The organism is Nocardia sp. NPDC051787 (assembly GCF_040681325.1).
Classification (GTDB): domain Bacteria; phylum Actinomycetota; class Actinomycetes; order Mycobacteriales; family Mycobacteriaceae; genus Nocardia.
In genome coordinates this window covers 138,346-162,856 of the sequence record NZ_JBFAYO010000006.1, presented here as the reverse complement: position 1 = coordinate 162,856, position 24,511 = coordinate 138,346, and the positions used below count along the sequence as shown (strand labels likewise).

Genomic DNA, 24,511 nt, shown 5'->3' with positions numbered 1-24,511 from the left:
ACGGTTTGGGTGGGCTGCCCAGCCGATAGGGTGCGGGGCGTGGCTGTGTACTCCTCCGATCTCGAACTCGCCCTGCGGCTGGCTGACGCTGCCGACGCCATCACCCGGGCTCGCTTCGGTGCGCTGGACCTGAAGGTCGACGCCAAGCCGGATCTGACGCCGGTGTCGGATGCCGATCTGGCCGTGGAGAAGGCGATTCGGCAGGTGCTGTCCGAGGCCAGGCCGCAGGATTCGGTGCTCGGTGAGGAATTCGGCGGCGCTGCCGAATTCAGCGGACGGCAGTGGGTGGTCGACCCGATCGACGGCACCAAGAACTTCGTGCGCGGCGTGCCGATCTGGGCGACGCTGGTCGCGCTGCTGGTCGACGGTGAGCCGGTCGTCGGCGTGGTGAGCGCGCCCGCGCTGGTCCGGCGCTGGTGGGCCGCCGCGGGCTCGGGGGCGTGGTCGAGCTTCGAAGCGCAGCCGGCCAAGGAGATTTCGGTCTCCGCCGTCGGCGTGCTGGGTTCGGCCAGCCTGGCGTTCTCCAGCTTGTCCGGTTGGCGCGAGCGCGGCCTGCGCGATGGGTTCCTGGCGCTGACCGACGAGGTGTGGCGCGTGCGTGGTTACGGCGATTTCCTCAGCTATTGCCTGCTCGCAGAGGGCGCCGTCGACATCGCCACCGAACCGGAAGTATCCCTGTGGGATCTGGCCGCCCTGGATATCCTCGTCCGCGAAGCAGGTGGCCGCTTCTCCGCTCTGGACGGCACACCGGGCCCGCACGGTGGCGATGCCGTCGCCACCAACGGCCTGCTCCACGACGAGGTCCTGCACCGTCTTCGTGGCTGATCGTTCCGCTGTCGGACGTAGTCCGTCGTCAGCCCGCGCATGGCCGGAGCGAAGGCGGAGGTACGCCTATCCAGCCCGGCGGGGCGTCGCCGGGGTGAGATCGACTCCGGTTGGTGGCCGCAGGCGGCGCAGGGTGCCATCCATGCTGGTGACGAACAGCGCCCAGGAGTCCCCGTCGCGGTCGATGCGCACCGATGTGGCGCCGTCGGGCGGATTGCGGAAGAGGCCGGGTTTGATCAGGCCGGTGATGATCGCGCAGGTGGCGCCGGTGGCGGTGTCCACTTGGTAGATGGCGCCGAGAATGTGATCGGCGACGAAGAGCGTGCCCGCGCGGGTGGCCTCCATATCGTCGGGCAGTGCGACCAGTTCTGGGATGCCCGAGACGAGACCGGGGTGGGCGGGATCGTCCAGCGGAACGCGGAGGATCTGCAGCGTCATGGTGTCGACGTAAACCGACTTGCCATCGGCGGCCAGCGCGATGCCGTTGGAAGGGGGCAGGCTCGACCAGTCCCGCTCGTACTCGTTCGTCCCGGGCCAGTAGCGCGAGATTCCGTTCGGACCGGCAAGGCCGATGGTGGTGAACAGCAGGCTGCCATCGGGGAGCAACAGCAGGCCGTTCGGGCCGTTCAGCCCCGTCAGCAGGACGCGCACCGCGCCGGATTCGGTGTCGTAGCGTTGCAGCGTGCCCGGCGGCTCGCTGAGTCCGTCACCGGTCAGGAAGTAGACGTACCGCCCCGCGACGCGCACGCCCGCAGGCCGGTGCAGACCGGTTACCAGCTGCTCCATTCGTCCGGTCCGGTCGACGTGCGCAAGGTACCCATCCATGAGCCCGGTGACGTAGAAGCCGCCGTGCCCGTCCGCATCGAGGTTCTCCAAATTGCCGACACCCTCGACCACGGTGGTGGCTTCCCACCCGTCGGAACACATCACGGGAAATGTCTCCGCCTGCGCTATCGGCATCGCGGCGGCGACTCCGGCCGCGACAGCGGCGGTCAGCAGTGCCGCTCGCGTCCGGTTTCCTATCCCTGTTGCCATGAGCGACAACATAACAGCGCGGTACGAGTCGGGAAGGTCGGCGATTTCCGGCCTGTGCTGGAAATTCGCACGTCAGCGGGTCGCTTTCGGGTGAGCCGAGTCCAAGTTATCCCCATGTGTGGAACTCAGCGGTCGACCAGGATGAACGCCGAACGGTACCGGTATCTCCGGGGCCGAGCGCTCGTAGGATGGGCCGGGTGACTTCCCCCGATGATTTCGCGGCTGTAGCGATCGACGACGCGTCCGGTACAGACGCCGGATCCGCTGCGGCGCAGCAGGTCCTGCGCCGAGTCTTCGGTTACGACAGCTTCCGCGGCGACCAGCGCTCCATCGTGGAGCACGTGAGCGCCGGCGGGGACGCGCTGGTACTCATGCCCACCGGCGGCGGCAAGTCACTCTGCTATCAGGTGCCCGCCCTGGTACGTCCCGGCGTCGGCGTGGTGATCTCGCCGCTGATCGCGCTCATGCAGGACCAGGTGGACGCGCTCAGTGCTCTGGGTGTGCGGGCGGGCTTCCTCAACTCCACTCAGTACCCCGACGAGCGTCGCATGGTGGAGGCGCAATTCGTCGCGGGCGAACTCGACCTGCTGTACCTGGCGCCGGAGCGGTTGCGCCTGGAATCCACCGCGCAACTGCTGGATCGGGGCACGGTCGCCCTGTTCGCCATCGACGAAGCGCACTGTGTCTCCCAGTGGGGCCACGATTTCCGCCCCGACTATCTCGGCCTGTCCGTGCTGCACGAGCGGTGGCCGGACGTGCCGCGGATCGCGCTCACCGCGACCGCCACCGAGAAGACGCGGGACGAGATCATCCAGCGCCTCGACCTCGGCGCGGCCCGCCGCTTCGTGTCCAGCTTCGACCGGCCCAACATCCAGTACCGGATCGAGCCGAAGAACCGCGCCGAGCGCCAGCTGCTGGAATTCATCCGCACCGAACATGCGGGAGACGCGGGCATCGTCTACTGCCTCTCGCGCAACTCGGTGGAGAAGACCGCCGCCTTCCTCACCGAGAACGGTATCGCCGCGGTGCCGTACCACGCGGGCCTGGACAATCGCACCCGTGCGATGAACCAGTCGCGGTTCCTGCGCGAAGACGGCCTGGTCGTCGTGGCGACCATTGCTTTCGGCATGGGTATCGACAAGCCCGATGTACGCTTCGTAGCTCACCTCGATCTGCCCAAATCCGTCGAGGGCTACTACCAGGAGACCGGTCGCGCGGGCCGGGACGGGCTGCCCTCGACCGCGTGGATGGTGTACGGACTCAGCGACGTGGTGCAGCAGCGCAAACTGATCGATGCCTCCGAGGGCGACGCCGCGCACCGCCGCCAGCTCCAACTGCACCTGGACGCGATGCTGGCGCTGTGCGAGACGGTGAGCTGCCGCCGCACCCAGCTGCTTGCCTACTTCGGCGAGCCCGGCCTGCCCTGCGGAAACTGCGACACCTGCCTGTCCCCGCCGCAATCCTGGGACGGCACGGTGGCCGCGCAAAAGCTGCTGTCGGCGGTGCTGCGGCTCAAGCGCGAACGCGGCCAGAGCTTCGGCGCCGGCCACATCGTGGACATCCTGCTCGGCAAGAAGAACCCGAAGATCCTGCAGTACGACCATCACGAGCTGAAGGTCTTCGGCGTCGGCACCGACTTGCGCGATACGGAGTGGCGCGGCGTGGTCCGGCAATTGCTCGCCCGCGGCCTGCTGGCCGTGCACGGCGACTACGGGGTGCTGACGCTCACCGAGGCCAGCAGCGAAGTGCTGTTCGACGGACGCCAGGTGCTGCTGCGCCGGGAACCCGAGCGGGTGGCCAAGCCCGCCCGCGCCGCGAAGGCCGCCAAGTCCGTAGCCGCCGAAATGACGCCCACCGACCTGCCGCTGTTCGAGAAGCTGCGCGAATGGCGCGCGGCCACCGCCAAGGAACTGGGATTCCCCGCCTACGTCGTCTTCCATGACGCCACCCTGCGCGACATCGCGGCCCGCAAACCCGCGAATCTCGCCGAACTCGGCAAGATCAGCGGTGTCGGCGAGAACAAACTCGCGAAGTACGGGGAACAGGTGCTCGAAGTACTCGGCGAGGCGTGAACCGCTGCCGGTGCACAGTGGACGAATGGGTGAGGATGCTCGCCGGACGAGGGCGCGAAACACTGTGGAGGACAGCATGAGTAACAGCGACACGATCGGGCGTCGCAACTTCCTGGCCGGTGCGGCCACTCTCGCGGCCGGCGCGACGCTCGTCGGCCGCACCCCCGCGCGAGCCGTACCGGTCGCGGAGGGCGTCACCAAGTTCCCCTTTCCGACCGGCCGCCGGGTGCGGGTACTGGTCACCGGCGACGCCGGCACGGGAACCCGGACTCAGTGGGCGGTCGCCGACGCGATGCGCACGTTCCACGGCCGCGAGCCGTTTTCGCTGGCATTGGGCCTCGGCGACAACATCTACGAGCACGGCCCGGGCGGCGCGGACGACGTGCAGTTCGCCGACAAGTTCGAAAACCCCAATGCCGAACTGGATTTCCCGTGGCTGATGGTCCTGGGCAACCACGACAACAGTTCCGTCCTCGGTGGTGACGGCGGATGGCTGCTGCGCGGCAACCTCGAGGTGGAGTACCACGCCACCTCACGCCGCTGGTGGATGCCGAGCCGCTACTACTCGGTGCGGATTCCGGAGCGGAATCCGGTGGTCGAGTTCTTCGTGCTCGATCTCAACCCGCTGGCCGCCTACGTGCCGCCGGTCTTCTCACCCTATTGGGCGGTTGACGGCCGGTTCATGAACGAGCAGCGCGACTGGCTGGACCGCGCCCTCACCGACTCGCCCGCGACCTGGAAGATCGCCTGCACCCACCACCCGTACCTGAACAACGGGCCGCATGGCAGCGCGGGCTGCTACGAGGGCCTACCGATCGAGCCGATCAACGGCGTGCACGTGAAGCGCTTCATCGAGGACCACGTGACCGGCAAGTGTCAGTTCATCCTCTCCGGGCACGACCACTCCCTGCAGGTGCTCGAACTGACCGAGGCATCGAAGGGCACCCGGCAGATCGTGTCCGGCGCCGCCGCGAAGACGGTCGGCGCCCAGGCGCGCATCGCCGCGAACACGGGCCACGGCGCGCTGTACGAGAACTTCCACGAGCTCGGTTTCATGGTCCTCGACCTCACCCCGGACGCCGTCGATCTGCGCGTCCACACCGTGGACCCGGCGTCCGGCGCTTCCGCCGAGGCGTTCCAGCGCCGCCTGGCCTGAGTTCCAACTGTCTTGCGCGGCGCGGGAATTGCGGCGCGTCGCCGTCGCGGCGGCTAACGTGCTGGCTATGGCACCGGGTGAGGGTTCCAGCGATGAGGGCGGCGAGCTTTCCTCTGGCTCGTCGGGCGGCGAGTCCCCGGACGCGTCGCCGAACGTCCGTAACAGGATCGATCCGTCGGTGGACGGCGTATGGCTGCGACATCGGCTGCCGCCGGACCGCTCCGGCATGCCGCGGATGTCGACGGTGGTGCTGGTCGTCGCGTTCTTCGCCGTACTCGCGCTCTACCTGGTGCTGGGCCACGGCCGCTAGCGCGTCCCCGACCTGCGGGAATAAACCGGTTGCCGGGTCACTTAGAGTTGACCGTTATGAAGGAGAAGGGGCGCAAGGTCATCGCGACCAACCGCCGGGCGCGGCACAACTACACGATCCTGGACATCTACGAGGCCGGGATCGCGCTGGTCGGTACCGAGGTGAAGAGCCTGCGTGAGAGCAAGGCCTCCCTCGTGGACGCCTTCGCGACGGTGGACAACGGCGAGGTGTGGCTGCGCGGGCTGCACATCCCCGAGTTCAGCCACGGCACCTGGACCAACCACTCGCCACGGCGGGTGCGCAAGCTGCTGCTGCACAAGCGCGAGATCGAGCGGCTGGTCGGCAAGTCGCGCGAGGGCAACCAGACGCTGGTTCCGCTATCGATGTACTTCTCCGACGGCAAGGTGAAAGTCGAGCTTGCCCTCGCCAAGGGCAAGCAGGACTACGACAAGCGCCAGGACCTGGCCCGGCGGACCGCCGAGCGAGAGGTCACCCGTGAACTGGGACGCCGGGTGAAAGGCATGCGCTGACCGCCTCCTGGTGCTAGCCGGTGGGCAAGGTCTGCTCGTGTGGCGCGGCCTGGTACCGCGCCGCCACGCTGCCTCGTCGAGCCGCGATCGGCGGCGGCGACCCCGCGCGTCGCCGGACTCGAGGTCTTCGCCGATCCTGCGGGCGTTCGGGGAACTATCCGCGGCATTAGTCGACCTGACCGGTGCGGCGGGGAGTCTCCGGACTGCCCGCCACCCGCATCTTTCTGCGGCCGGAGTCGGCCGCTACCGCCCGGCGGTCCCGCGGATCACCTTGTGCAGGGTTCGCGCATCGTGATCCGCTTGAGGGTGGGGCTGCGGTAATCGGCGACCACCGTCCGCGAACCCAGCGACGTGGTCGGATCGGGCACGTTGACCACCGCGCGCTGTGCCGCGATGTCGGGCTCCTCCCGCCCGTAGACCTGCGGCGCCGCCATCCCTTCCGAATCCACGGTGAGCCCGGCGATCGCCTTGCGTATGGCCGGGCGGTCCAGGCGGCCCGTCTCCGCGGCCTTGGTCAGCAGCGCTTTCATCGGATACGAGATGGCGAAGCCCAGGTTGTAGCCGAAATTGGTGGGTTCGCTCGTGGCGGCGTTCCTGGCGCGCTGGGCTCCGGCGCTGATGCCGTCCCAGCCGTCGAACGGCGAGGTGTAGTTGTACAGCGAGATGAGCGCAGGCGCGGCCGGTGTCTTGAGCAGCGCGCTGTTCCAGGTCGGGGTGGACCCGAGGAACCGGCCGGTATAGCCGGACCTGGCGAGTTTGCCGATGATTTCGGCGCTTTCGGCCGGGCCGGTGGCCAAGAGGACCAGATCGGGCGGGTTCGCCATGATCTCGGCGACCGGGTAATCCTGGTTGCCGACCTCGGCATTGGGTCCGGTGTCGATGCGCGAGGTGATCGTCGCCCCGTTGTCCAAGGCCCATTTGAGCACGCCGCTGGCGTAATCACCGCCGTAGTTGCCGCGATAGGCGACGACGCCGAGCGTGTGCGGCTGATAATGGTTCTGCGCGAACCAGTCCAGGCCCAGCACGGCTTCGGTGCAGTAGGAATAGCCGTCGTCCAGCACCAGGTCCCGGTCGGTGGAGCGATACTGCCAGCCCGACCAGAGCGTTCCCGCGCCGGTCACCAGGTCTGCCTCGTCCATCTCGTGCAGGACCGCGAGCGTCTGCGCGGTACCGAAACTCATCGCGAGGGCCAGGACGTGCGGCGCCACGTTCTCGAACTCCGTGACGTGTCTGCGCGGGTCGTAGGCGGTGTCGCGGGTGTAGGTCGCGATGTCGATCTCGTAGCCCCCGATCCCGCCCTGCTTGTTCACCTCGTTCCAGAAGGCGAGTTGTCCATCTTGCAGGGACTTGCCGAGTGGGGCGAAGGGGCCGTTGTTCAGGTCCGACAGGACGCCGAGGTAGATGCAGCCCTTGTCCCGGTGTATCGCCCGCGGACAGGGCTCACGCGTGACGCCGGGCGAGGCGGCGGGCGAGGAGGCCGAGCACGCACCGGTCAGCACGAGTGCGAACGCGAGCGGCGCGGCCACCAGGCGAAAAAGGCGACGGAAATTGCTGTTGAAACGCATGTCTTGCTCGCTTACGGCTGGACGCAGGGCTCGGTGAGGGTGATTCGCTCCTGGGTCGGGCCGTGGTATCCGGACGCCAGAGTCTTCGCGCCCAGCGGCGCTGTTTGATCGGGCGCCTCGATGACCGCCCGCTGCCGGGAAAGGTCGGGTTTGGGTGCGCCATAAGTGTATTCGGGGATCGCGCCCTCGTAGTCGACGCGCAGGCCCTGCACCGATTGGCGGACGCCCCTTCTGGTCAGCTTGCCTTCGACCACCGCACGGGTCAGCAGTGCCTTCATCGGGTAGGAGAACATCCAGCCCGCGCTGTAGCCCCAGGTGGAGGGCTCCCGGGTGGCCGAGGCCCGCGCCTTCTTGGCGCCCGCGCTGGTGCCGTCCCAGCCGTCCAGCGGCGACGACATGTTGTATCGCGCCGTGATCGCCGTCGCCGCAGGGCTTTTCAGCAGGCCGCCGTTCCAAGTCGGACCCGAGCCGAGGAACCGGCCCTGGTATCCGGCCAGCGCCGCTTTGCCCATGATCTCGCCCGCCTCCGCCGGACCCGTGGCCAGCAGCACGAGGTCCGCTTTTGCGGCGAGGATCTTGGCGACCGCGGCGTCCTGATTGCCGATCTGCGTGTTCGGTTCGGTGTCGATCTGCGCCACCACGTCGACGCGGTTGGTGGAAGCCCACTTCTTTGCGCCGGTGGAGTAGTCGCCGCCGTAGTCGCCCTGGTAACTGACCGTGGCGAGAGAGCCGGGCTTCGCCAGATGCTCCGCGATCCAGTCCAGGGCGATGATCGCCTCGGAGCAGTACGAATAGCCGGATTCCAGGAGCAGGCCCTTGTCGCTGTTCTCGAATTGCCAGCCCGACCAGAGAGTTCCGGCGATGGCGACCAGGTTCGCCGCGTCCATCTCGGCGAGTACCCTTTGCGTCTGCACGGTGCCGAAACTCATCGACAGGGCCAGCACATGCGGCTCGATTCGCTCGTACGCCTCGGCATGCTTCTGCAGATCGTAGGCGGTGTCCTCGGTGTAGGTGGTGATATCCACCTCGTATTTGCCGCCGATCCCGCCCGCCTTGTTCACCGCCTTCCAGAACGCGAGCTGACCGTTGTGAATGTCCTTGCCCAGCGCGGCGAACGGCCCACTCGTCAGATCGGACAGCACGCCGAGATAGATGCACCCCTTGCGGGAGTCGACCGCGTTCGGGCACGGGTCCGAGGTGACACCGGGCTCGACGGCCTGGGTCGATCTGTCTCGCAGGGCCGAGCAACCGGACAGAACGAGCCCGGCTATGACGGCGAGGGCGGACAGGCGCAGCAACCTGTCCCGAATCGTGCTAACTGCCAAAGTGTTTCCTTAGTCTGAAATCGAGATCCGCTGCTCAGAGCCGATCGTACGGCTCGTGCAGTGTAAGTCGGGTTCGGCTTCATGCCAGTGGAATTGGCTACCAGCATCCGGGAAGCCTCGGGTGTTTCGGCCCGGCGGTACTCAGCTGGGCGGCGAGAATCCGCCCGTCGGTGTCGCACGCCGGCAACCGGGGTGTGGGAGATTCGGGCGCGCGCCGAGGCGGCGGGCATGCGCCGAGCAGGTCGCGGCCCCGGAGACAGCGCCGCCCGCCGCGGGAGCCGGGTGGGTACTGCCCAGCCTCGAGTGTGGCCTCGGACACCGCCGATTATCGGGATGATCCGCCGGCTACACGATGTTAATATGAACAGCCCGGCAAGGCGCCGGGGCGTACGGGGCTGAACGGTTTCGACTGCGTACGTAGATTTAGGGGAAGCGTGTCGGTGCAGGCAAGAGACCACCGTAAGCGTCGTTGCAACCAATTAAGCGCCGATTCTCATCAGCGCGAGTACGCTCTCGCTGCCTGATCAGCAGAGCGTCTCTGTCGGCCCGGGGCATGCCCTCGGCTCCGGTGCCGGCATCAGCTAGAGGGCTCACCGTCCTGCTCGGTCGCGGAGTAGGACGGGACATCGCACAGCGACTGGGATCGTCATCCGGGCTTGTTCGCGGGACCCGGAGATCCGAGTAGAGACACAGCGGACTGCACACGGAGAAGCCCTGAAGACGCGGCGGAGGACCCGGGTTCGATTCCCGGCAGCTCCACGAGTGCGAGGCCCATGCCCATGGAGGGCATGGGCCTCGCTCGTTCCGCTGTGTGTTTTGTGGGGTGCAACCCCGACCCTCCGCCCGGTGGGCTTCGCCCCTGGACCCCCGATCCTGTGGTTGCGTGGGGCGGTCATGGTTCGCCCGGGTTCCCGCCACGTCCACCAGCTGGCGGACTGCCGCCGGAAGTGGTTTCAACCGTTGGGGGGAGCGTATGTGAACGTGAATGCGGTCAGTGTGCCGGCGGCAACGGAGACGAGCTCGCCATCCCACCAGAACGACACCACGGATCCATCCGCGAATTCTGATATCCATGAGAGCCAGCCCTCATGGCGTGCGAGTGCACGCCCCACCCGCCTGCGTTGCGTCACGATCTCCCCCTCGGTGCGAGGCTGCTGCCCGCCGGCATCGGGATCGGAGGGCTGGGCGGCCCCACGGCAGGTCGGCTGCTGCTGCGATGCCACTGGCTTTCCGCGACGCCTCGCACCCTCGGTATTCCGGTTGCCACCGTACCATCCTTCGGCGCACCACAGATGATTTGAGAAATGTTGTGCGGGAAGGGATGTCGGCATCCCTTCCGCAAGCGTATCGGACGCGCAGGACGTCGTCCGCCTCGTGGTCCGGCGAGGATTTCGTGTCCGGCGGCAGTTGCGCCCCATTCGTGCGACCATGCGGTGCTCCACCCTCCGCTGCGTCATCGAGGTGCCCGCTTCGCACTCGGCGATCTCCGTCACTTTGTCCGGCGTGGCTGCTTCCTCGGGGCGGGAACCTGTTCCCCCCGGATTCTGTGGTTCCTCGTCAGCCCATGGTGCGGGCGGTGTTCGCCGCGCTGATGGCTGGGCATGTGTGCCGTGTGGACGGACTACCGAAAGATCGCGAATGGGAGGAATCGGGCGAATCTGAGGGATTCTGTTTGATTGCTATGGGCGGTGGAATAGCGGTAGTAATGCCAACTGAGCAGGGAAAATGGGGTGTTAGCCCCTTGGTATCTGGACGGCTGCTATGACGCTCGAAGCCGAGACGCGGTGCTATCGCTCCCAGGGCGGGAGCGGGGGTCGGCGGGGGCTTGGAGGATTGTCATGACTGCAGGGATCACGGAGAACGGGATGCGGTCGGTCTTGCGGGCCGCCTGCGTGAGTGTCGGGATCGACTCCGCGGGCGCCGAGCCGGTCGGATCGCAGGTGGTATTCAAACTGCCCGGCGGCATTGTCGCGCGGATCGGCGGGCGGGGTCAGAAGCTGGCGGTCGGGCGGGAGGTCGCCGTGGCCCGATGGCTGGAGACGTGTGGGGTGTCCGCGGCGCGCTTGGTGCCCGACATCCCGCAGCCGGTGGTGGTGGATCGCCGTGCGGTGACCTTCTGGCAGGACCTGCCGCCTCATCATCCCGGGACGCCCGCCGAGATCGCCAAGGCGCTGGGGCAGCTGCACCACCTCCCACTGCCCGGGTTCGAGTTGCGTCGAATGATGCCTCTGGCTCGCCTGGAGGAGGAGATCGCCGCCGCGCAGACCGTCACGGAGGAAGACCGGCGTTGGCTGCGCGGGCACTTGGAGGAACTACGGGGTCGTTGGAAGACGCGGCCCGACGGCATGCCGTGGTCGGTGATCCAGGGCACCGAATGGGGCGAGAACGTCGTGGTCGGTGACGACGGCGACGTGATCCTGGTCGATTTCGGCCGGGCGGTGGTCGGCCCGCCGGAGTGGGACTTGGTGCACACGGCGATCGACTGCTGGACGGCGGCCACGATCACCGCCGCGCAGTACGCCGACTTCTGCGCCGGGTACGGCCGAGACGTGACCCGCTGGGACGGCTTCTACCTGCTGCGCGATATCCAGGAATTCCGGCTGGCTCTGCAATCGCTGCGTGCGGCCACGGCGAACCCCGCTTACCAGGGGCAAGCGCTGCGCCGCCTCGAATACATTCGCGGTGACAAGGGCATGCGCCCGTGGCCCGGGTGGGCGGATCTCGACTAGGCGGTGGTCGCAGCCCCCAGCCGCGAGCTGTCGGCTCCCGAGGCCAGAACCGCCGGGGCAGGTACGGGTCGAGCGCCGAAGCGCGGAGCGCGCGAACCGGTCCCGACCTGATCGACACATGCTGGGGAACTTTGCGAGGACGCTCGACGGGCCACTGGTACCGGGGAGCCGCTCCATCAGTGCAGGTGCTTCACGTAGCGGTGGGCGGTACGCTGTTCCGCCGCGGTGAGCAAGAGCGCGGCCACGCCGGTGCCCCGGTGCCCGGCGGCTACGTAGACCTGGTCCACCTCCTCCCCATCGACCATGACGAATCCCGCGACCGTGCCGTCCACGGTGGCGACGGTGGTGTCGGCGACCCGGTCGGCCGCGCGAACGTCGAACGAGTCGCGCGGCCGGACGGCCAGTAAGGCGTCAGGGACGTTGCCCAGGTGGCCGTCGCGCCAGCCGTGGAACCAGATCTCGGCGATCGCCGAGGCGTCCTCGGGCCGGGCTGGGCGCAGAACCGGGGGCGATGTCCGTCATCCGCCGGACTGTAGCAGCGGGCGCACCGGTGCTCAGCCCTGCTGAGTGGGGACCACGATCAGCTCGGCCACGTTGACGCGCTTGGGCGCGGCAACGGCGTAGGCGATGGCGTCGGCGATGTCGCCGGGTTCCAGGATCTCGATCTCGGTGCGCCACTGCTCCAGTCCGGCGCGCTGGTGCTCGTCCCGCATCCCCGCGCCGAGTTCGGTACCGACGAAACCGGGTTCGATGTTCTTCACCCGGACACCGCGCGGCCCGAACTCCGCGCGCAGGTTGCGGGTCAGGTGCGCGACCGCGGCTTTGGTTGCGGTGTACACGGCGTAGTTCGGGAAGACCATGTGCCCGCCGACCGATCCGACCAGCACCAGATCCGCTTGCTTGCCCGCACTCGCCGCCGCGAGCAGGTCGTCGATGAACGCGCGTCCGGTGTAGAGCAGGCCGTTGATGTTGGTGCCGACCATCTGGTCCCACTCGTCGGTGAGCGCGGACTCGAACGGCGCGGCGAGCATGACGCCCGCGTTCGCGACGACCAGGTCGGCGGGGCCGAACGCCGCACGCACGGTGGCGGCGGCGTCGCGTACCGACTGCTGGTCGCCGACGTCGGCGACCACGGCGAGCGCGTCCCCGCCGATCTCGGCGGCGAGTTCTTCGATGCGATCCTTGCGCCTGCCGAGCAGGGCGACCTTGGCGCCGCCCCGCGCGAGCTGCCGCGCGGTGGCGGCGCCGATGCCACTCGATGCTCCGGTGATGACCGCGACGCGGCCGGTGAGGTTGTTTGTCATGGCCACTACGTTCGGCCTCGCCGCGCGCGCCTGCCAGGTCGCGGACTTCCTGGTAGTCGCGGGGCCACCCAGCCGGGGTGCCGCTCGCCTACGCTCGGATCATGGACTCCGACAATCGACTGGGCGCGTTCTTGCGGGCGCGTCGCGAGCTGGCACGACCGGAGGACTTCGGGTTGTCCGGCGGCGGTCAGCGCCGAGTCGCCGGCCTGCGTCGCGAGGAGATCGCGCTGCTCGCGGGGGTGAGCGCGGATTACTACGTGCGGCTGGAGCAGGGACGGGACAGGCATCCGTCCGAACAGGTCGTCGCGGCGCTGGCCCGGGTGTTCGCGCTCGACGACGAGGGCACGGCGCACCTGCGGGAGCTGGCGCGACCGGTGGTGAAGCGGCCGAGAGGGCCGCGCCGCCCCGAACGTGTCGCGCCCGGGTTGCTGCGGCTGATGAACGCGTGGCCGCGCACACCCGCACTGGTGCTCGGCAAGTACCTGGACGTGCTGGCGGCGAACCCGCTGGCCGCGGCCGTCAATTCGTGCTCGGTTCCCGGGGTCAACCAGGTGCGCATGGTCTTCCTCGATCCCGAGGCGCGCGACGTCTACTGCGATTGGCCGACTATCGCGGCCGACACCGTCGCGAGCCTGCGGGCGACCGCGGGCGCCGATCTCGACGATCCGCGCCTGACCGAACTGGTCGGGGAGTTGTCGCTGAAGAGCGAGGATTTCCGGCAGTTGTGGGCGCGCCACGACGTCCGGGTGAAGACCGCGGGAGTGAAACGGTTCCGCAACCCTATGGTCGGCGAGCTGACCCTCTCGTACGAAACGTTCAGTGTGAACGGCGCGCCGGGGCAGATGCTCATCGCCTACCACGCCGAACCCGGTTCCCCCTCCGAACGCTCCCTTGCCTTGCTCGGCAGCCTGATCGCGGACAACGCGTCCGGCGAGGACCGGGACGACGAGCAGCAGTCCGCCCGGCAACCCAGCGCCTACCGGCAAAAGGATTGAGCCGAACGCACCGCGGTGACCAGTTGATGCGGCTGGGGCGGCACATCGTGCTCGTCGCTGTCAGAGTCGACGGCAGAAACGTTGCGGCATAAGCGATGCATGACCGGCAGTGCGCACGGTGCGAACTCGTACCGGGTGTCTGGTGGAGTGCAAGAGGACGAATCCCGCACTGCTGTTGAGGCTTTCGATGCGGGGATAGCGAGCGCAGGCCGTCGATCTCTTTCGAGGGGCGGCATTTTGCATGCGGCTTCGGTACGTGACTCTCGCCGACCTTCGATGACGACATGGGCGTAGCGGTCACGCTGAACCTCTCGTTCTATGCGGCGATCGATCGGGGATGGCGTGTGTGGTCGCGGCGTCCGCGGGCGCGACGCGGACCGAAGCGAAGGATTGACTCAGCGGTTGCGCGGCTGTTCCGCTGCCGTGCGGCAGCATGCCGTAGACCCGCAGCGGACGGAGCGGAGGTGATGTTCTGCTCGGTATTCGGCGGTTCGCACCTTGTCGAGTCCGGCCGGGAGTGAGGATCTAGGTATCTCGCCGGCGCACGTGCCCGGCGCCTCGACGACGAGCGAAGGATAGGACCACCGAGATGCGGATGCGAGTTGGCGCGGTAGCGGCAGTATGCGGCGCCGCGGCCGTCACGATGGCTGCCATGCCCACGGCGGGAGCCACGGTGACGCAGGTCGGGATGTATCCCGGCATCAACTTCGGGTTGGCGACGAACTACGGAACGGGTTGCACGTACACCGCGCGGGCCATCGTGGCCGACGTCGTCGCACCGGTCGTCTTCTACGACAACGGTGTTCCCTTCGGCGTGGTCCGCCCCTCCGGCGGCGTCGCTTTGCTCACCTGGGTGCCCGCCACTCCCGGCCCGCACACCGTCAGCGCGGTACAGGAGCCGGACGCGTCGTTCGTGGCGAGCATCGATGTCACGGTGGGCAACGGGGTCCATCTGGGCTATGCCTGCGCCGTATTCGGCGGATGACCGAGCACTAAGGTTCACCGGTCCATGCCCTATGCCCCGGTAATGTCTTTTGCGCGGTGCTGAGCTCGACCTTTCGTCCTGGAAGGAAGTGATCATGCGAACCAAGGGACCGATCGTGGTCGGCGTGGACGGGTCCGCGGGCTCGGCGGCGGCGATCGCGTGGGCGGCGCAGGCCGCCGCGCAGCATCGAGCGCCGCTGCGTCTGGTCCACGTCATCGATCCGGTCGCCGACTACGGGCCCGGCATCACCGAACCGCTGACGAGCACCGACTACGCGCGGATGGAGGGCCATGGGCGCTGGGTGCTGGACACCGCCACCGAGGAGGCGCGGATCGCGGTCCGCGGCCTGCGCGACATCGAGGTGACCACCGAATTGGTGCACGAGCCGGTCGGTCCGGCACTGCTGGACCGCACCGAGGAGGCCCGGACGATGGTGGTCGGCACCCGCGAACGCGGCACCATGCGGCGCGCCTTACTCGGCTCGGTCAGCGCGGCGCTGGCACGGCGGGCGTACTGCCCGCTGGTCGTGGTCCGGGAAGGCGCGCCGCTCACGCCGGAAGCCAGGAAGCAGCCGATCATCGTCGGCGTCGACGGCACCGAAATCAGCGAACCCGCCATCGAGGCGGCGCTGCAGGAGGCGTCGGCGCGAGGTGTGCCGCTGCTCGCACTGCATGTGTGGACCGGTGTCGAACTGCCCGCGGCGGGCGCCGAGCTCGCCGCCGATCCGGAGAAGCAGATCGTGCTCGCGGAAAGCCTGGCCGGATGGCAGGAGTGTTTTCCCGATGTCGAGATCCATCGGGAGATAGTCACCGACCGCCCGGAACGCTGTCTGCTGGATCGCTCCGAGCGATCGCAGCTGCTCGTGGTCGGCAGCCGCGGCCGTGGTGGGTTCGCCAGCATGCTGTTCGGCTCGACGAGTCAGGCACTGCTGTTGTCGGTGCAGTGTCCGATCATGATCGTTCGCGACCGCACGATCACGGTCCGGCACTTGCCCGACTGAGCCTCACGCGCCGGTCGTCGAGCCGGGACGGACGATCATCAGGACGGTGACCACCGCCCACAGCAGGTTGAACACCCCGGTGTCCATGGCGAGGCGGCGGATCAGCGCCGGGGTGGTGCCGGTGAGGTCGGCGAGGATCTTCTGCTGGCCGGGCAGCACGAGCAGGGCGAGCACCCCCGCCGCGGCCGCGGTCAACCCGATCGATACCACCAGCCACGCATCGCCGAGCACGCCGAGACTGAGCGCGGTGAGCAGGCCGAACGCCGGAACGACGAGGCCGAGCAGGGCGTAGACCCGGCAGATGCGATGCAGGGTGCCGAGGACGGCCGGGCTGTGGTCGGTCGCGGTCGCGGCGAGTGCACGGCGGGTGGTGGCGGGAAACATGCTGGCCGCGACCGTCACCGGGCCTACGGCGATGATCGCGGCGAGCACGTGGACCGAGAGCAGGAACTTCGTCACGGCGGTCGACACTAGCCACAGTGGCGTATCAGAGGAACTGGCGGAACTGCCATATATCGGTCGATTCTCGCCAAGTGGAGCGAACTGCGCAGATCTGCATCGTGCCAGGTGCAAGGCATTGGCTGGAATCGAGCGGAAAACTACGCTATGGCCATGCACACCGTGGCCGTACTCGCCTTGGACCAGGTGATCCCGTTCGATCTGGCCACGCCCGTCGAGGTGTTCGGTCGTACCCGGCTCCCGGACGGTCGGCCCGCCTATCGCGTGCGGGTCTGCGCGAACCGATCGACCGTCGATGCCGGGGTGTTCACGCTGCGAGCGCCTTGGGGGCTCGAGGCGCTGCTCGAGGCGGACACGATCATCCTGCCCGGCTGCGCGGACCCCGGCCTGTCGGTGCCCGGCGAGGTGATCGACGCGTTGCGCCGCGCCGCGCCCGCTGGTACCCGCGTCGCCTCCATCTGCTCCGGCGCCTTCATTCTCGCCGCGACCGGATTGCTGGACGGTCACCGGGCTACCACGCACTGGCTCGCCGCGGCGGAACTCGCCGCCCGCTATCCGGACATCGAGGTGGACCCGGACGTGCTGTACGTGGACAACGGATCGTTGCTCACCTCGGCGGGCGCGGCGGCGGGAATCGACATGTGCCTGCATATGATTCGGCGCGACTACGGCTCGGCCGTCGCGGCCGACGCGGCCAGGACGTCGGTCGTCCCGCTGGAACGGGAAGGGGGACAGGCGCAATTCATCGTGCACGACCAGCCGCCGACGCCGCGCGGCTCGGCCCTGGAACCGGTGCTGCGGTGGATGCAGGACAACGCCGCGAAGGATCTGTCCCTCGACGACATCGCCGCCCACGCCGGGATGAGCACCCGCACACTGAACCGCCGCTTCCGCGAGCACACCGGAACGACGCCGTTGCAGTGGCTGCTGCGTGCGCGCATCCGGCAGGCCCAGCACCTGCTCGAAGCCACTAGCCACCCGGTGGACCGGATCGCGGGCCAGGTCGGATTCGGCTCGCCGACCGCGTTCCGTGATCGCTTCAAGCGGGTGGTCGGCACCAGTCCGCACAGCTACCGGGCGGCCTTCCACGGCTCCGGCTCGGCCGGGTAGGTGCGCGAACCGATCGGCACGGAGGCTTTCTCGGCGACCGATGAGTTCTCGCGCGTCGCTCCGTCGAATCAAGCGACACACACTGATCCAGGAGTAACGCGATGAGGAAAATCACCGCAGGTCTGTTCGTTGCGCTCGACGGCGTCGTCGAGGACCCGCAGGACTGGCACTTTCCGTACTTCGACGACGACATGGGCGCGGCCGTCGACGCCCAGCTCGGCGCCGCCGACACGCTGCTGCTCGGGCGCAAGACCTACGACAGCTTCGCGGGCGCATGGCCGGAGCGGGAAGCCGCCGGCGGACCGGACGCGCCGTTCGCGAAGAAACTGGGCGACGCGCGCAAACTCGTGGTGTCACACCAGGACCTCGACTTCACCTGGCGCAACTCCGAGGTGCTGACGGGCGATCTGATCGAGGCGGTGACCGCGTTGAAGAACGAGCCGGGCGGCGATATCGGCATGAGCGGCTCGGTCTCGGTCGTCCGTCAGCTCCTGGACGCGGGCGCGCTGGACGAACTGCATCTGCTCGTCCACCCGATCGCCGTCGGCAAGGGCGAGCGGCTGTTCGAGGACGGCGGGCCCACGATCCCGCTGCGCCTGCTGTCGTCGCAGACCTTCGCAACCGGCGTGCTCCACCTGGTCTACACCCGCGACGAGGCGGCCCCAGCCGGAACCTATGAGGACGCGAAAACTCATCTGTCGCAGGATGATCAGTAGCCGCGCGGATGGTGCGCGGCGGCGGGCGAATGCGGGATCGGATTCAGGTCGCTGACGGGCCGGTGCGGATCGGCTTCCGGTCAGCGCTCGGCATCGGCGGCCATGGTGAGCAGCAGATCGCGTAACGCCTGCTGCTGCGTTTCGGTGAGCGAGGTCAGGGGGGAGTTCGCACCGAGCAATTCGAGCGCGTTATCGCGTCGGCGCTGACCGGCTGGGGTCAGCACGATCTGCTTGGCCCGGCGGTCGGTGGGGTGTGGCTCCCGGCGGATCAGGCCCTGCTGCTCCAGCCGGTCCAGCACGAACGTCGCGTTGGACGGCTCGCAGGACATCCGCGCCGCCAGTTCTCTGGCGGTGATCGGTTCGGACAGTTCGCGCAGCGCGATCACCTGCGAAGGGGTGAGTTCGAGCTGTTCGGCGACGCGACGGACGTGCACGTCGAGCCGATGAGTGAACTGGTGCACCAGCTTGCACACGTCGCGGTCGAGTTCGGTGTCCACCACGGGATCGGGCTGCCGCGTCATTGCTCCGAGTCTAGCGCCCTCGATTCGAACTGTGATAGTTCTAGTTTGTATCATTCGAGTTATAACTATCTGGAGGGCGTGAGATGCGGCCCGCGGTGTTCTCTCTGATGCTCGTGGTGTTCAGCCTGACGACCGGCGAATTCGTGATCGCGGGCATCCTGCCCGAGGTCGCGGGCGGCCTGGCGGTTTCGGTGGCGTCCGCGGGAGCGCTGGTGACGACGTACGCGATCGGCATGATCGTCGGCGGTCCGGTGGTGACGGTGCTGACCGCCACGGTGGCGCGCAAGCCTTTGGTCGTCGGATTGGTATCGATCGCGATACTGGCCAATCTCGGCTCGGCCCTCGCGCCGAATTACGCTGTGCTGCTGGCCATGCGCGGGGCGGCGGGTTCGGTGGTCGCCACCTTCTTCGCGGTCGCGATCGCCACCGCGGTGTCGACCGCCCAGCCGGGAGCAGAGGCCACGGCGGTGGCGCGCGTTGCTCTCGGCATGAATCTGGGCATCGTGCTCGGTACTCCGCTCGGCGCGGCCATCGGCCAAAGTCTGGGCTGGCGAGCGACTTTCGCCGCCGTCGCCCTCTGCGCCGCGGCCGCGTTGCCGCTGCTGTTGCGTTTCATGCCGGATCAGCCGGGCTCGTCGGCGGGCTCGATCGGGAATGAACTGCGCGTTTTCGCCGACCGTGACGTGCTGTGGGCGATCGCGCTCACCGTCGTCGGGAATATCGGTGTCGTCATGGTCTTCACCTACATCACGCCGCTGCTGACCGGGGTCGGCGGCCTCCCCGCGGGTGCGGTGCCGATCCTGCTGCTGGTCTACGGCGTCGGCGCGGTGCTCGGCAACCAGCTCGGCGGCAAGCTCGCCGACCGCGCCTTGCTGCCGTCGGTCACCGTGCTGCTGGCCGCGCTCGCCGGGGTGCTGGTCCTGTTCTGGCTGGCGGGCGGCATCCGGATCGTCGCGGCCGCACTGACTTTCGCGCTGGGCGCACTGGCCTTCGCCATCATCCCCGGCATGCAGGCGCGGGTAGTGGCCACGGCGACGGCCGCGCCGACCTTGGCCGTCGCGGTGAACGCGTCCGGATTCCAGCTCGCCGCGGCAGGCGCGGGCCGGATCGGCGGGTGGGTGATCGACGACGGCGCGGGCCTCCGGGCTCTGTATCCGGTAGGTGCGGCGCTCACCGGATGCGGGGTCGCCGTGGCGACTTATCTGCTGTGGCGGGACCGCCGAGCGAAGTCGCGCCGCGAACCGGACCCGCAGCCGGAATTCGAGAACGGTTAATGGCCGAGAGCTTTCGCGACGATGCCGCCCGTGACGGCTTTCGTCAGATAGTTCGTGGAGTCGTGTGGCGACGCGCCGTTGTCGAAGTGCTGCTCGGTGACCGGGGTGACGGCGCCGCCGGGGCAGGGCGGAAAGAACTGGGCGAGGTCGAGATGGGCGGCCACGAGGTCGTCCGCGTCGACCAGGTTGTGCCAGCCCGTCACCGATTTCGGCACGGTGCACGGCTGCGGGCGCAACCTGTCGTAGATGACGGTGCGCAGGCCGAGCGGCGAGCCCATGGTCAGCAGGGTCACCGGGTGCTCGGTGCGGTGCAGAGCCTCGTACGCCACCACGCTGCCGAGCGAATGCGCGATGACCAGCCGGGTATCGGGACCGACGTGGTCGAGCACCTGCTGCTGGGCATACGCGCGGACCTCGTCGTCGGTGAAATAGCGGGCGACTTGGGACAGGGCGCGCACGACGAACTTCTGCGCCAGCCCGAAACCGAACGGCGCGAACCAGCGCAATCGCATCAGTGCGTTGAGGGCGGGCCGCAGCATCGCCTGCGTTCCCTGCGCCACCGCGTCCGGCGGCGGGGGAGTGCCGAGCCGGCGGGCGGTCGCGCGGTCGCGCGCGTCGCCGGCGTGCACGGTCGCCGTGGCCAGCCATTCGGCGGCGAGCGCCTCCATCAGGTCGAGTTGGGCGTCATCGAACTCGGTCCCGGTGCCCTGGGCGCCCTCGGCCAGGAATTGATTGCCGTAGAACGCCATCCGGGTCGAGATGGCCCCAGGAGATCCGTTGCGCCACAGCCGATCCGCGAGTTCCGGCGCGCCGTGGTTGCGTACGCCTCCGGCGAGGCCGGGCAGCCAGCGCGCCTCCAGCGTGTCGGGCGATTCCTGTTCCTGTGCGATGCCGTGTACGAGGACGATCGTCGCCAACGTCCCACCCCTTCGGTCTCCCCGGTGTCTTCGACAGTGTCCCCCATCGCGGCCGAATCGGCAGGGTGACTTCAGGCATCCCGCCATTTGATCGAGCAACCCATGCTGGGCCGGTGCGGTTCGGGGACTGGCTTGCCGTCCAGCACGGCCTCGACAGCGGCACGCAGGTCTTCGCCGGTCAACGGCTTTCCATTGCCCGGGGTGGACTCGTCGAAGGCGCCGCGGTAGGCGAGTTCGAGGTTCGCGTCGTAGAGGAAGAAATCCGGGGTGCAGGCGGCCCGGAATGCACGGCCGACCCGCTGGTCCTCGTCGACCAGGTAGGGGAAGGTCCAGCCCGCCCGGATCGCTTGGTCGCGCAGCCGCAGCGGCGCGTCGTCCGGGTAGGCGGTCGCGTCGTTGCTGCAGATCGCCACGGTCGGCATGGACGGCAGCGAGTCGACCAATTCGCCGAGCGCTGCCTCGATGTGTTTGACGTAGGGGCAGTGGTTGCAGGCGAAGACCACCAGCAGTCCGGGTCCGCCCGCGAAGTCGTCGCGGGAGTAGATCCGCTGGTCGAGGTCGGGAAGCGAGAAATCGGGTAGTGCGGTGCCTAGGGGAACCATGAGGGAGGTATGCGCCATGGTGTGCCTTCCGTCCGGATCGAAGACGACAGCGGGAGCCTAACCCCGTATCGTCCGATTCGTCGGAAATACGCCGATGAACCGCGTGGCGGACCAGTCTGAACTACATGGCCAAGTCCGCCGGATCGGTGTTCGCCCCGCAGAGGACCACGCACACCCGCTCGCCGGGGGCAGGCCGGAACGCCGGTTCATCGCCGAGAATCGCGGCCAGCGCGGTCGCCGCCCCGCACTCGACGGCGATACGGCGCTCTTCCCACAGACCGCGCCGGGCCGAACTGATCGCGGCGTCCTCGACCAGCACCGACTCGACGTCGTATTGCCGCGCGGCCGCCAGCGCCATCTCCGAGGCCCGCCGGGCGCCGAGCGAGTCGGCGGCGATCGAGTCGACCTCGACGTCGACGACCCGTCCCGCCGTGATCGCGGCGTGCAGAGCGCGGCAGCGGGCGGGCTCGACGGCGACGGTGCGGACGCCGTAGTGGTCGGCGGCGGTGGCGACGCCGGAGAACAATCCGCCGCCGCCGACCGCGACGACGACGGTGCCGAGGTCCGGGATACGCTCCTGGATCTCTGTCATGAGCGTGCCTGCCCCCGCCGCGATGAGCGGGTTGTCATAGGCGTGCGAGAGGAGAGCGCCCGTGTTGTCGGCGAACTCACGGCTGGCGGCGAGCGCGTCGGCGTATTGGGTACCCACCAACCGGACTTCGGCGCCATAGGAGGTGAGCCGGTCCACCTTGACCCGCGGCGCCGTGGCCGGCAGGAACACGGTCGCCGGAATGCCCTGGTTGCGGGCCGCCCACGCGCAGGCCAGCCCGGCGTTTCCGCCGGAGGCGATCGTCACGCCCACCGGCGGTAGCGTGCCGTTCTCCCGGTGGCTGAGCAGGAAGTTCAGCGCGCCCCTGGCTTTGAAGCTTCCGGTGTGCTGCAGGAATTCCAGCGCGAACCACAGCTCGCCCGCGCTGTCGGCCTGTGCCACGGCGACCGGCCTGACCTGGCCCGTCACTCGCTCGGCCGCGTCCTTCACGTCGCTGTGGGTCAGTTCCATAACGCTCCTTTGGAAACGGTCGGGGTGCCGCGAGGGTACTCACGGCGGTGCGGCGCGAACTCCAGGCTCAGCAGGGCCGCGGCGGCGACCACCACCTCGCGCCACCGGATCAGAACGTAGCGCGGCCGCGACAGCGCGTGGAATTTGCGCAGGTGATCCAGGTTCATCGAGAAGCCCCGGTTCTGCCTGCCCCACCCCATTCGTCGACGATGGCCGGCAGTTCTTGCCGCCGCGCCTCGGTCTGCACCGACTCGTACACCACCTCGGTGGTGAGGCCGGAGTTCTCGGTGCGGTTCACGGCTCGGCGCAGGTTGCGGAACTTGCGCCGGCATCGGCGGCAATGCCTTCTCCGAACCCGGCCGCGGGCGCGACGGCACGAGTCGCGGAAAAGCGCGATCGAGAGGCGGATTCGGACGATTGCCGCACAATTGCCGATTTCTCGGCGTGTAGCCAGGATTTTCCCCGTCGAGGTTGTCATGCTCAGTGCTCTGGCTGATCCGAACCACTCGCCAGGGGAGTGGGCGCGACGGGAGGTCCGACTGTGAAACTGAGCTGGCTGGCGCTTCCCGCGCTGTTCGCCGTCACCGTGGCGGGGTGTTCCGACGACTCGCCTGCGAGCAATGAATCGGCATCGACGAGCGCGGTCGCCGCCGCGAGCGCCGCCGCGACGACGACAGCCGCCCGCGATCATGACGAAGCGGGTGGCGTGGTTCGCGTTTTGCTCGGTGACACGAAGAAAGTCCCGGTCCCCGCCGAAGCGGTGCTCGATATACGGGCACCGGCCGCATGGGGTCAGGCCGCCAACGGTATTCGCTGTACGGTTACCGATAGTTCCGGACGGAATGAAGATCTGCGTTCGTCGGACGTGAAGAAGACCGAGACGGTCGGCGGGACGGAATGGATGACGCTGTGGACCTTTTCCTCCACGCCGAATGCCGATATCACCGTCGCTTGCAAGGATCCGGCCTCGAAAATCGCCGCGGCACATGCGCATCCGTACCTCCGGGTCGTCCCGCGCGGAATCGTCCCGATCCCTGCGCCTGCTCGCTGATCGATCGCCTACCAGTGGGTGCAGGCAGCGGGGCCCTCCTCTTGATAGGGGGTTGCGACGCCATCAGGCTGGTCGGTCGCTCGGCGCCACCAGACGTGCCCACCGGTGGCCGGAATCGGGATGGCACTGCTCGCGCAGCCGGGTTCATGGTGCTGCCGGTGGCCAGGCGTAGCGTCGGTGACATGGACGACGTCACCGCAGGCTATCGCGAGCGGAGGTCGCGGTACGAGGGCGCTGTGCTGTGGACCAAAACCGTTGACGGCCGCGCACCGGCGCTGCCCGTGCTGCCCGATGGGTGCATCGATCTGATCTGGATGGCGGGGCGGCTGGTCGTCGCGGGTCCGGACACGCAGGCCTACCACCCCGCTGAGCCGCGAGGCGGCCGGTACGTCGGTATTCGATTCTTCCCCGGTACCGCGCCCGCGCTGCTCGGCGTTCCGGCGCACGAACTGCTGAACCAGCGGGTCGATCTCGCGGATCTGTGGCCGTCGGCGGCGGTCCGGCAGCTGATCGGTCAGCTCGAGTCCGCCAGCGATCAGAGCGTGGCGCTGGAACGAATCGTGCTGCGCCGGGCGATCGATGCCGAACGGGCCGATCCGCTGCTGCGGCGGGTGGTCGCCGCGCTGGCGGCCGGTCGGTCGGTGGCCGCGGTCGCCGACGCGGCGGGGCTGGGCGAGCGGACCCTGCACCGGCGCTCGCTGGCCGCCTTCGGCTACGGCCCGAAGACTCTGGCCAGGGTACTGCGCTTGCAACGTGCCCTGGCCTCGGTGCGCAACGGTGTCCCGCTCGCGGAAACCGCGATGCTGGCGGGGTTCGCCGACCAGGCACACCTATCCCGAGAGGTGCGCGCACTGGCCGGGATCCCGTTGGGGGAGTTGCTCGCCCGGTCCTAGTTGATCCGAGCGCACCTGGCCCGGCCTATGGTCGCGATCGAGGCCACCGGCCCACCGATTTCGACGGCGGCAGGCGG

General features: G+C 68.5%; 26 protein-coding genes and 1 other RNA gene. 15 read left to right on the top strand and 12 right to left on the bottom strand.

The features are described from left to right. Positions 1-39 precede the first annotated feature (39 nt). Complete coding sequence (gene hisN, locus AB0M45_RS08730; protein WP_364324506.1) at positions 40-825, top strand: histidinol-phosphatase; 786 nt, start codon at positions 40-42, stop codon at positions 823-825. Positions 826-891: 66 nt separating this feature from the next. On the opposite strand, the gene AB0M45_RS08725 is transcribed toward hisN, so the two are convergent. After that, a complete protein-coding gene (locus tag AB0M45_RS08725; protein ID WP_364324503.1) occupies positions 892-1,860 on the bottom strand; it encodes a hypothetical protein in 969 nt (322 codons plus the stop codon). 197 nt (positions 1,861-2,057) lie between these two features. On the opposite strand from AB0M45_RS08725, the gene recQ reads away from it, so the two are divergent. The 4 genes from recQ to smpB all read left to right on the top strand — a co-directional run bounded on the left by recQ (position 2,058) and on the right by smpB (position 5,928). Continuing rightward, positions 2,058-3,932 (top strand): DNA helicase RecQ, encoded by a 1,875-nt coding sequence (gene recQ / locus AB0M45_RS08720; RefSeq protein ID WP_364324500.1) that lies wholly within the window; start codon positions 2,058-2,060, stop codon positions 3,930-3,932. A 76-nt stretch (positions 3,933-4,008) separates the two neighbouring features. Further along, complete coding sequence (locus AB0M45_RS08715) at positions 4,009-5,088, top strand: metallophosphoesterase (protein ID WP_364324497.1); 1,080 nt, start codon at positions 4,009-4,011, stop codon at positions 5,086-5,088. A 67-nt stretch (positions 5,089-5,155) separates the two neighbouring features. After that, complete coding sequence (locus AB0M45_RS08710) at positions 5,156-5,398, top strand: hypothetical protein (protein WP_364324495.1); 243 nt, start codon at positions 5,156-5,158, stop codon at positions 5,396-5,398. A 56-nt stretch (positions 5,399-5,454) separates the two neighbouring features. After that, positions 5,455-5,928, top strand: coding sequence for an SsrA-binding protein SmpB (smpB, locus tag AB0M45_RS08705; RefSeq protein WP_364324492.1), 474 nt, complete (start codon positions 5,455-5,457; stop codon positions 5,926-5,928). 266 nt (positions 5,929-6,194) lie between these two features. Here the strand turns inward: smpB and AB0M45_RS08700 are convergent, their stop codons facing one another. After that, positions 6,195-7,493, bottom strand: a complete 1,299-nt coding sequence (locus AB0M45_RS08700) for an ABC transporter substrate-binding protein (protein ID WP_364324489.1) — start codon at positions 7,491-7,493, stop codon at positions 6,195-6,197. Between the two features lie 11 nt (positions 7,494-7,504). Then, a complete protein-coding gene (locus tag AB0M45_RS08695) occupies positions 7,505-8,818 on the bottom strand; it encodes an ABC transporter substrate-binding protein (protein ID WP_364324486.1) in 1,314 nt (437 codons plus the stop codon). Between the two features lie 391 nt (positions 8,819-9,209). On the opposite strand from AB0M45_RS08695, the gene ssrA reads away from it, so the two are divergent. Continuing rightward, positions 9,210-9,580: a transfer-messenger RNA gene (ssrA, locus tag AB0M45_RS08690) on the top strand. Positions 9,581-10,656: 1,076 nt separating this feature from the next. Next, on the top strand, positions 10,657-11,547 hold the full coding sequence (locus AB0M45_RS08685) for a phosphotransferase (RefSeq protein ID WP_364324484.1): 891 nt from the start codon (positions 10,657-10,659) through the stop codon (positions 11,545-11,547). A gap of 176 nt (positions 11,548-11,723) precedes the next feature. On the opposite strand, the gene AB0M45_RS08680 is transcribed toward AB0M45_RS08685, so the two are convergent. Next, entirely contained in the window at positions 11,724-11,951 is a 228-nt protein-coding gene (locus AB0M45_RS08680) for a GNAT family N-acetyltransferase (protein ID WP_364324881.1), read from the bottom strand. Between the two features lie 150 nt (positions 11,952-12,101). Continuing rightward, positions 12,102-12,851 (bottom strand): SDR family oxidoreductase, encoded by a 750-nt coding sequence (locus tag AB0M45_RS08675; protein ID WP_364324482.1) that lies wholly within the window; start codon positions 12,849-12,851, stop codon positions 12,102-12,104. A gap of 101 nt (positions 12,852-12,952) precedes the next feature. Between AB0M45_RS08675 and AB0M45_RS08670 the strand changes: the two genes are divergently transcribed. From AB0M45_RS08670 to AB0M45_RS08660, 3 genes are all read left to right on the top strand, one after another. Beyond that, positions 12,953-13,846, top strand: a complete 894-nt coding sequence (locus AB0M45_RS08670; protein WP_364324479.1) for a helix-turn-helix transcriptional regulator — start codon at positions 12,953-12,955, stop codon at positions 13,844-13,846. A gap of 652 nt (positions 13,847-14,498) precedes the next feature. Then, the gene (locus tag AB0M45_RS08665) at positions 14,499-14,831 is read left to right on the top strand and encodes a hypothetical protein (protein WP_364324476.1); all 333 of its coding nucleotides are present in this window, start codon (positions 14,499-14,501) and stop codon (positions 14,829-14,831) included. A gap of 94 nt (positions 14,832-14,925) precedes the next feature. Further along, positions 14,926-15,831, top strand: coding sequence for a universal stress protein (locus tag AB0M45_RS08660; protein ID WP_364324473.1), 906 nt, complete (start codon positions 14,926-14,928; stop codon positions 15,829-15,831). A 3-nt stretch (positions 15,832-15,834) separates the two neighbouring features. On the opposite strand, the gene AB0M45_RS08655 is transcribed toward AB0M45_RS08660, so the two are convergent. After that, a complete protein-coding gene (locus AB0M45_RS08655) occupies positions 15,835-16,290 on the bottom strand; it encodes a hypothetical protein (protein ID WP_364324471.1) in 456 nt (151 codons plus the stop codon). Positions 16,291-16,443: 153 nt separating this feature from the next. Here AB0M45_RS08655 and AB0M45_RS08650 point away from each other — a divergent pair, with 153 nt between their 5' ends. Both AB0M45_RS08650 and AB0M45_RS08645 read left to right on the top strand, forming a co-directional pair. Next, the gene (locus tag AB0M45_RS08650; RefSeq protein ID WP_364324468.1) at positions 16,444-17,400 is read left to right on the top strand and encodes a helix-turn-helix domain-containing protein; all 957 of its coding nucleotides are present in this window, start codon (positions 16,444-16,446) and stop codon (positions 17,398-17,400) included. Positions 17,401-17,501: 101 nt separating this feature from the next. Further along, positions 17,502-18,116, top strand: a complete 615-nt coding sequence (locus AB0M45_RS08645; protein WP_364324465.1) for a dihydrofolate reductase family protein — start codon at positions 17,502-17,504, stop codon at positions 18,114-18,116. Positions 18,117-18,196: 80 nt separating this feature from the next. On the opposite strand, the gene AB0M45_RS08640 is transcribed toward AB0M45_RS08645, so the two are convergent. Further along, the gene (locus AB0M45_RS08640; RefSeq protein ID WP_364324462.1) at positions 18,197-18,637 is read right to left on the bottom strand and encodes a MarR family transcriptional regulator; all 441 of its coding nucleotides are present in this window, start codon (positions 18,635-18,637) and stop codon (positions 18,197-18,199) included. 83 nt (positions 18,638-18,720) lie between these two features. Between AB0M45_RS08640 and AB0M45_RS08635 the strand changes: the two genes are divergently transcribed. Beyond that, on the top strand, positions 18,721-19,911 hold the full coding sequence (locus AB0M45_RS08635) for an MFS transporter (protein ID WP_364324459.1): 1,191 nt from the start codon (positions 18,721-18,723) through the stop codon (positions 19,909-19,911). Here AB0M45_RS08635 and AB0M45_RS08630 read toward each other — a convergent pair. From AB0M45_RS08630 to AB0M45_RS08610, 5 genes are all read right to left on the bottom strand, one after another. After that, the gene (locus AB0M45_RS08630; protein WP_364324457.1) at positions 19,908-20,828 is read right to left on the bottom strand and encodes a hypothetical protein; all 921 of its coding nucleotides are present in this window, start codon (positions 20,826-20,828) and stop codon (positions 19,908-19,910) included. The two genes, AB0M45_RS08635 and AB0M45_RS08630, sit on opposite strands and share 4 nt — an antisense overlap. A 71-nt stretch (positions 20,829-20,899) precedes the next feature. Beyond that, positions 20,900-21,448, bottom strand: coding sequence for a thioredoxin family protein (locus tag AB0M45_RS08625; protein WP_364324454.1), 549 nt, complete (start codon positions 21,446-21,448; stop codon positions 20,900-20,902). 103 nt (positions 21,449-21,551) lie between these two features. Further along, a complete protein-coding gene (locus tag AB0M45_RS08620; RefSeq protein WP_364324451.1) occupies positions 21,552-22,490 on the bottom strand; it encodes a threonine/serine dehydratase in 939 nt (312 codons plus the stop codon). Next, positions 22,481-22,657 (bottom strand): hypothetical protein, encoded by a 177-nt coding sequence (locus tag AB0M45_RS08615; protein WP_364324448.1) that lies wholly within the window; start codon positions 22,655-22,657, stop codon positions 22,481-22,483. The genes AB0M45_RS08620 and AB0M45_RS08615 overlap by 10 nt, the downstream gene beginning before the upstream one ends. Further along, a complete protein-coding gene (locus AB0M45_RS08610; protein WP_364324445.1) occupies positions 22,654-22,788 on the bottom strand; it encodes a hypothetical protein in 135 nt (44 codons plus the stop codon). Before AB0M45_RS08610 ends, AB0M45_RS08615 begins: the two co-directional genes overlap by 4 nt. A gap of 243 nt (positions 22,789-23,031) precedes the next feature. On the opposite strand from AB0M45_RS08610, the gene AB0M45_RS08605 reads away from it, so the two are divergent. Further along, complete coding sequence (locus AB0M45_RS08605) at positions 23,032-23,541, top strand: hypothetical protein (protein WP_364324442.1); 510 nt, start codon at positions 23,032-23,034, stop codon at positions 23,539-23,541. Positions 23,542-23,723: 182 nt separating this feature from the next. Beyond that, positions 23,724-24,434 carry a helix-turn-helix transcriptional regulator gene (locus tag AB0M45_RS08600; RefSeq protein WP_364324439.1) on the top strand — a complete coding sequence of 237 codons (711 nt, stop codon included), beginning with the start codon at positions 23,724-23,726 and terminating at the stop codon, positions 24,432-24,434. Positions 24,435-24,511: the final 77 nt, after the last annotated feature.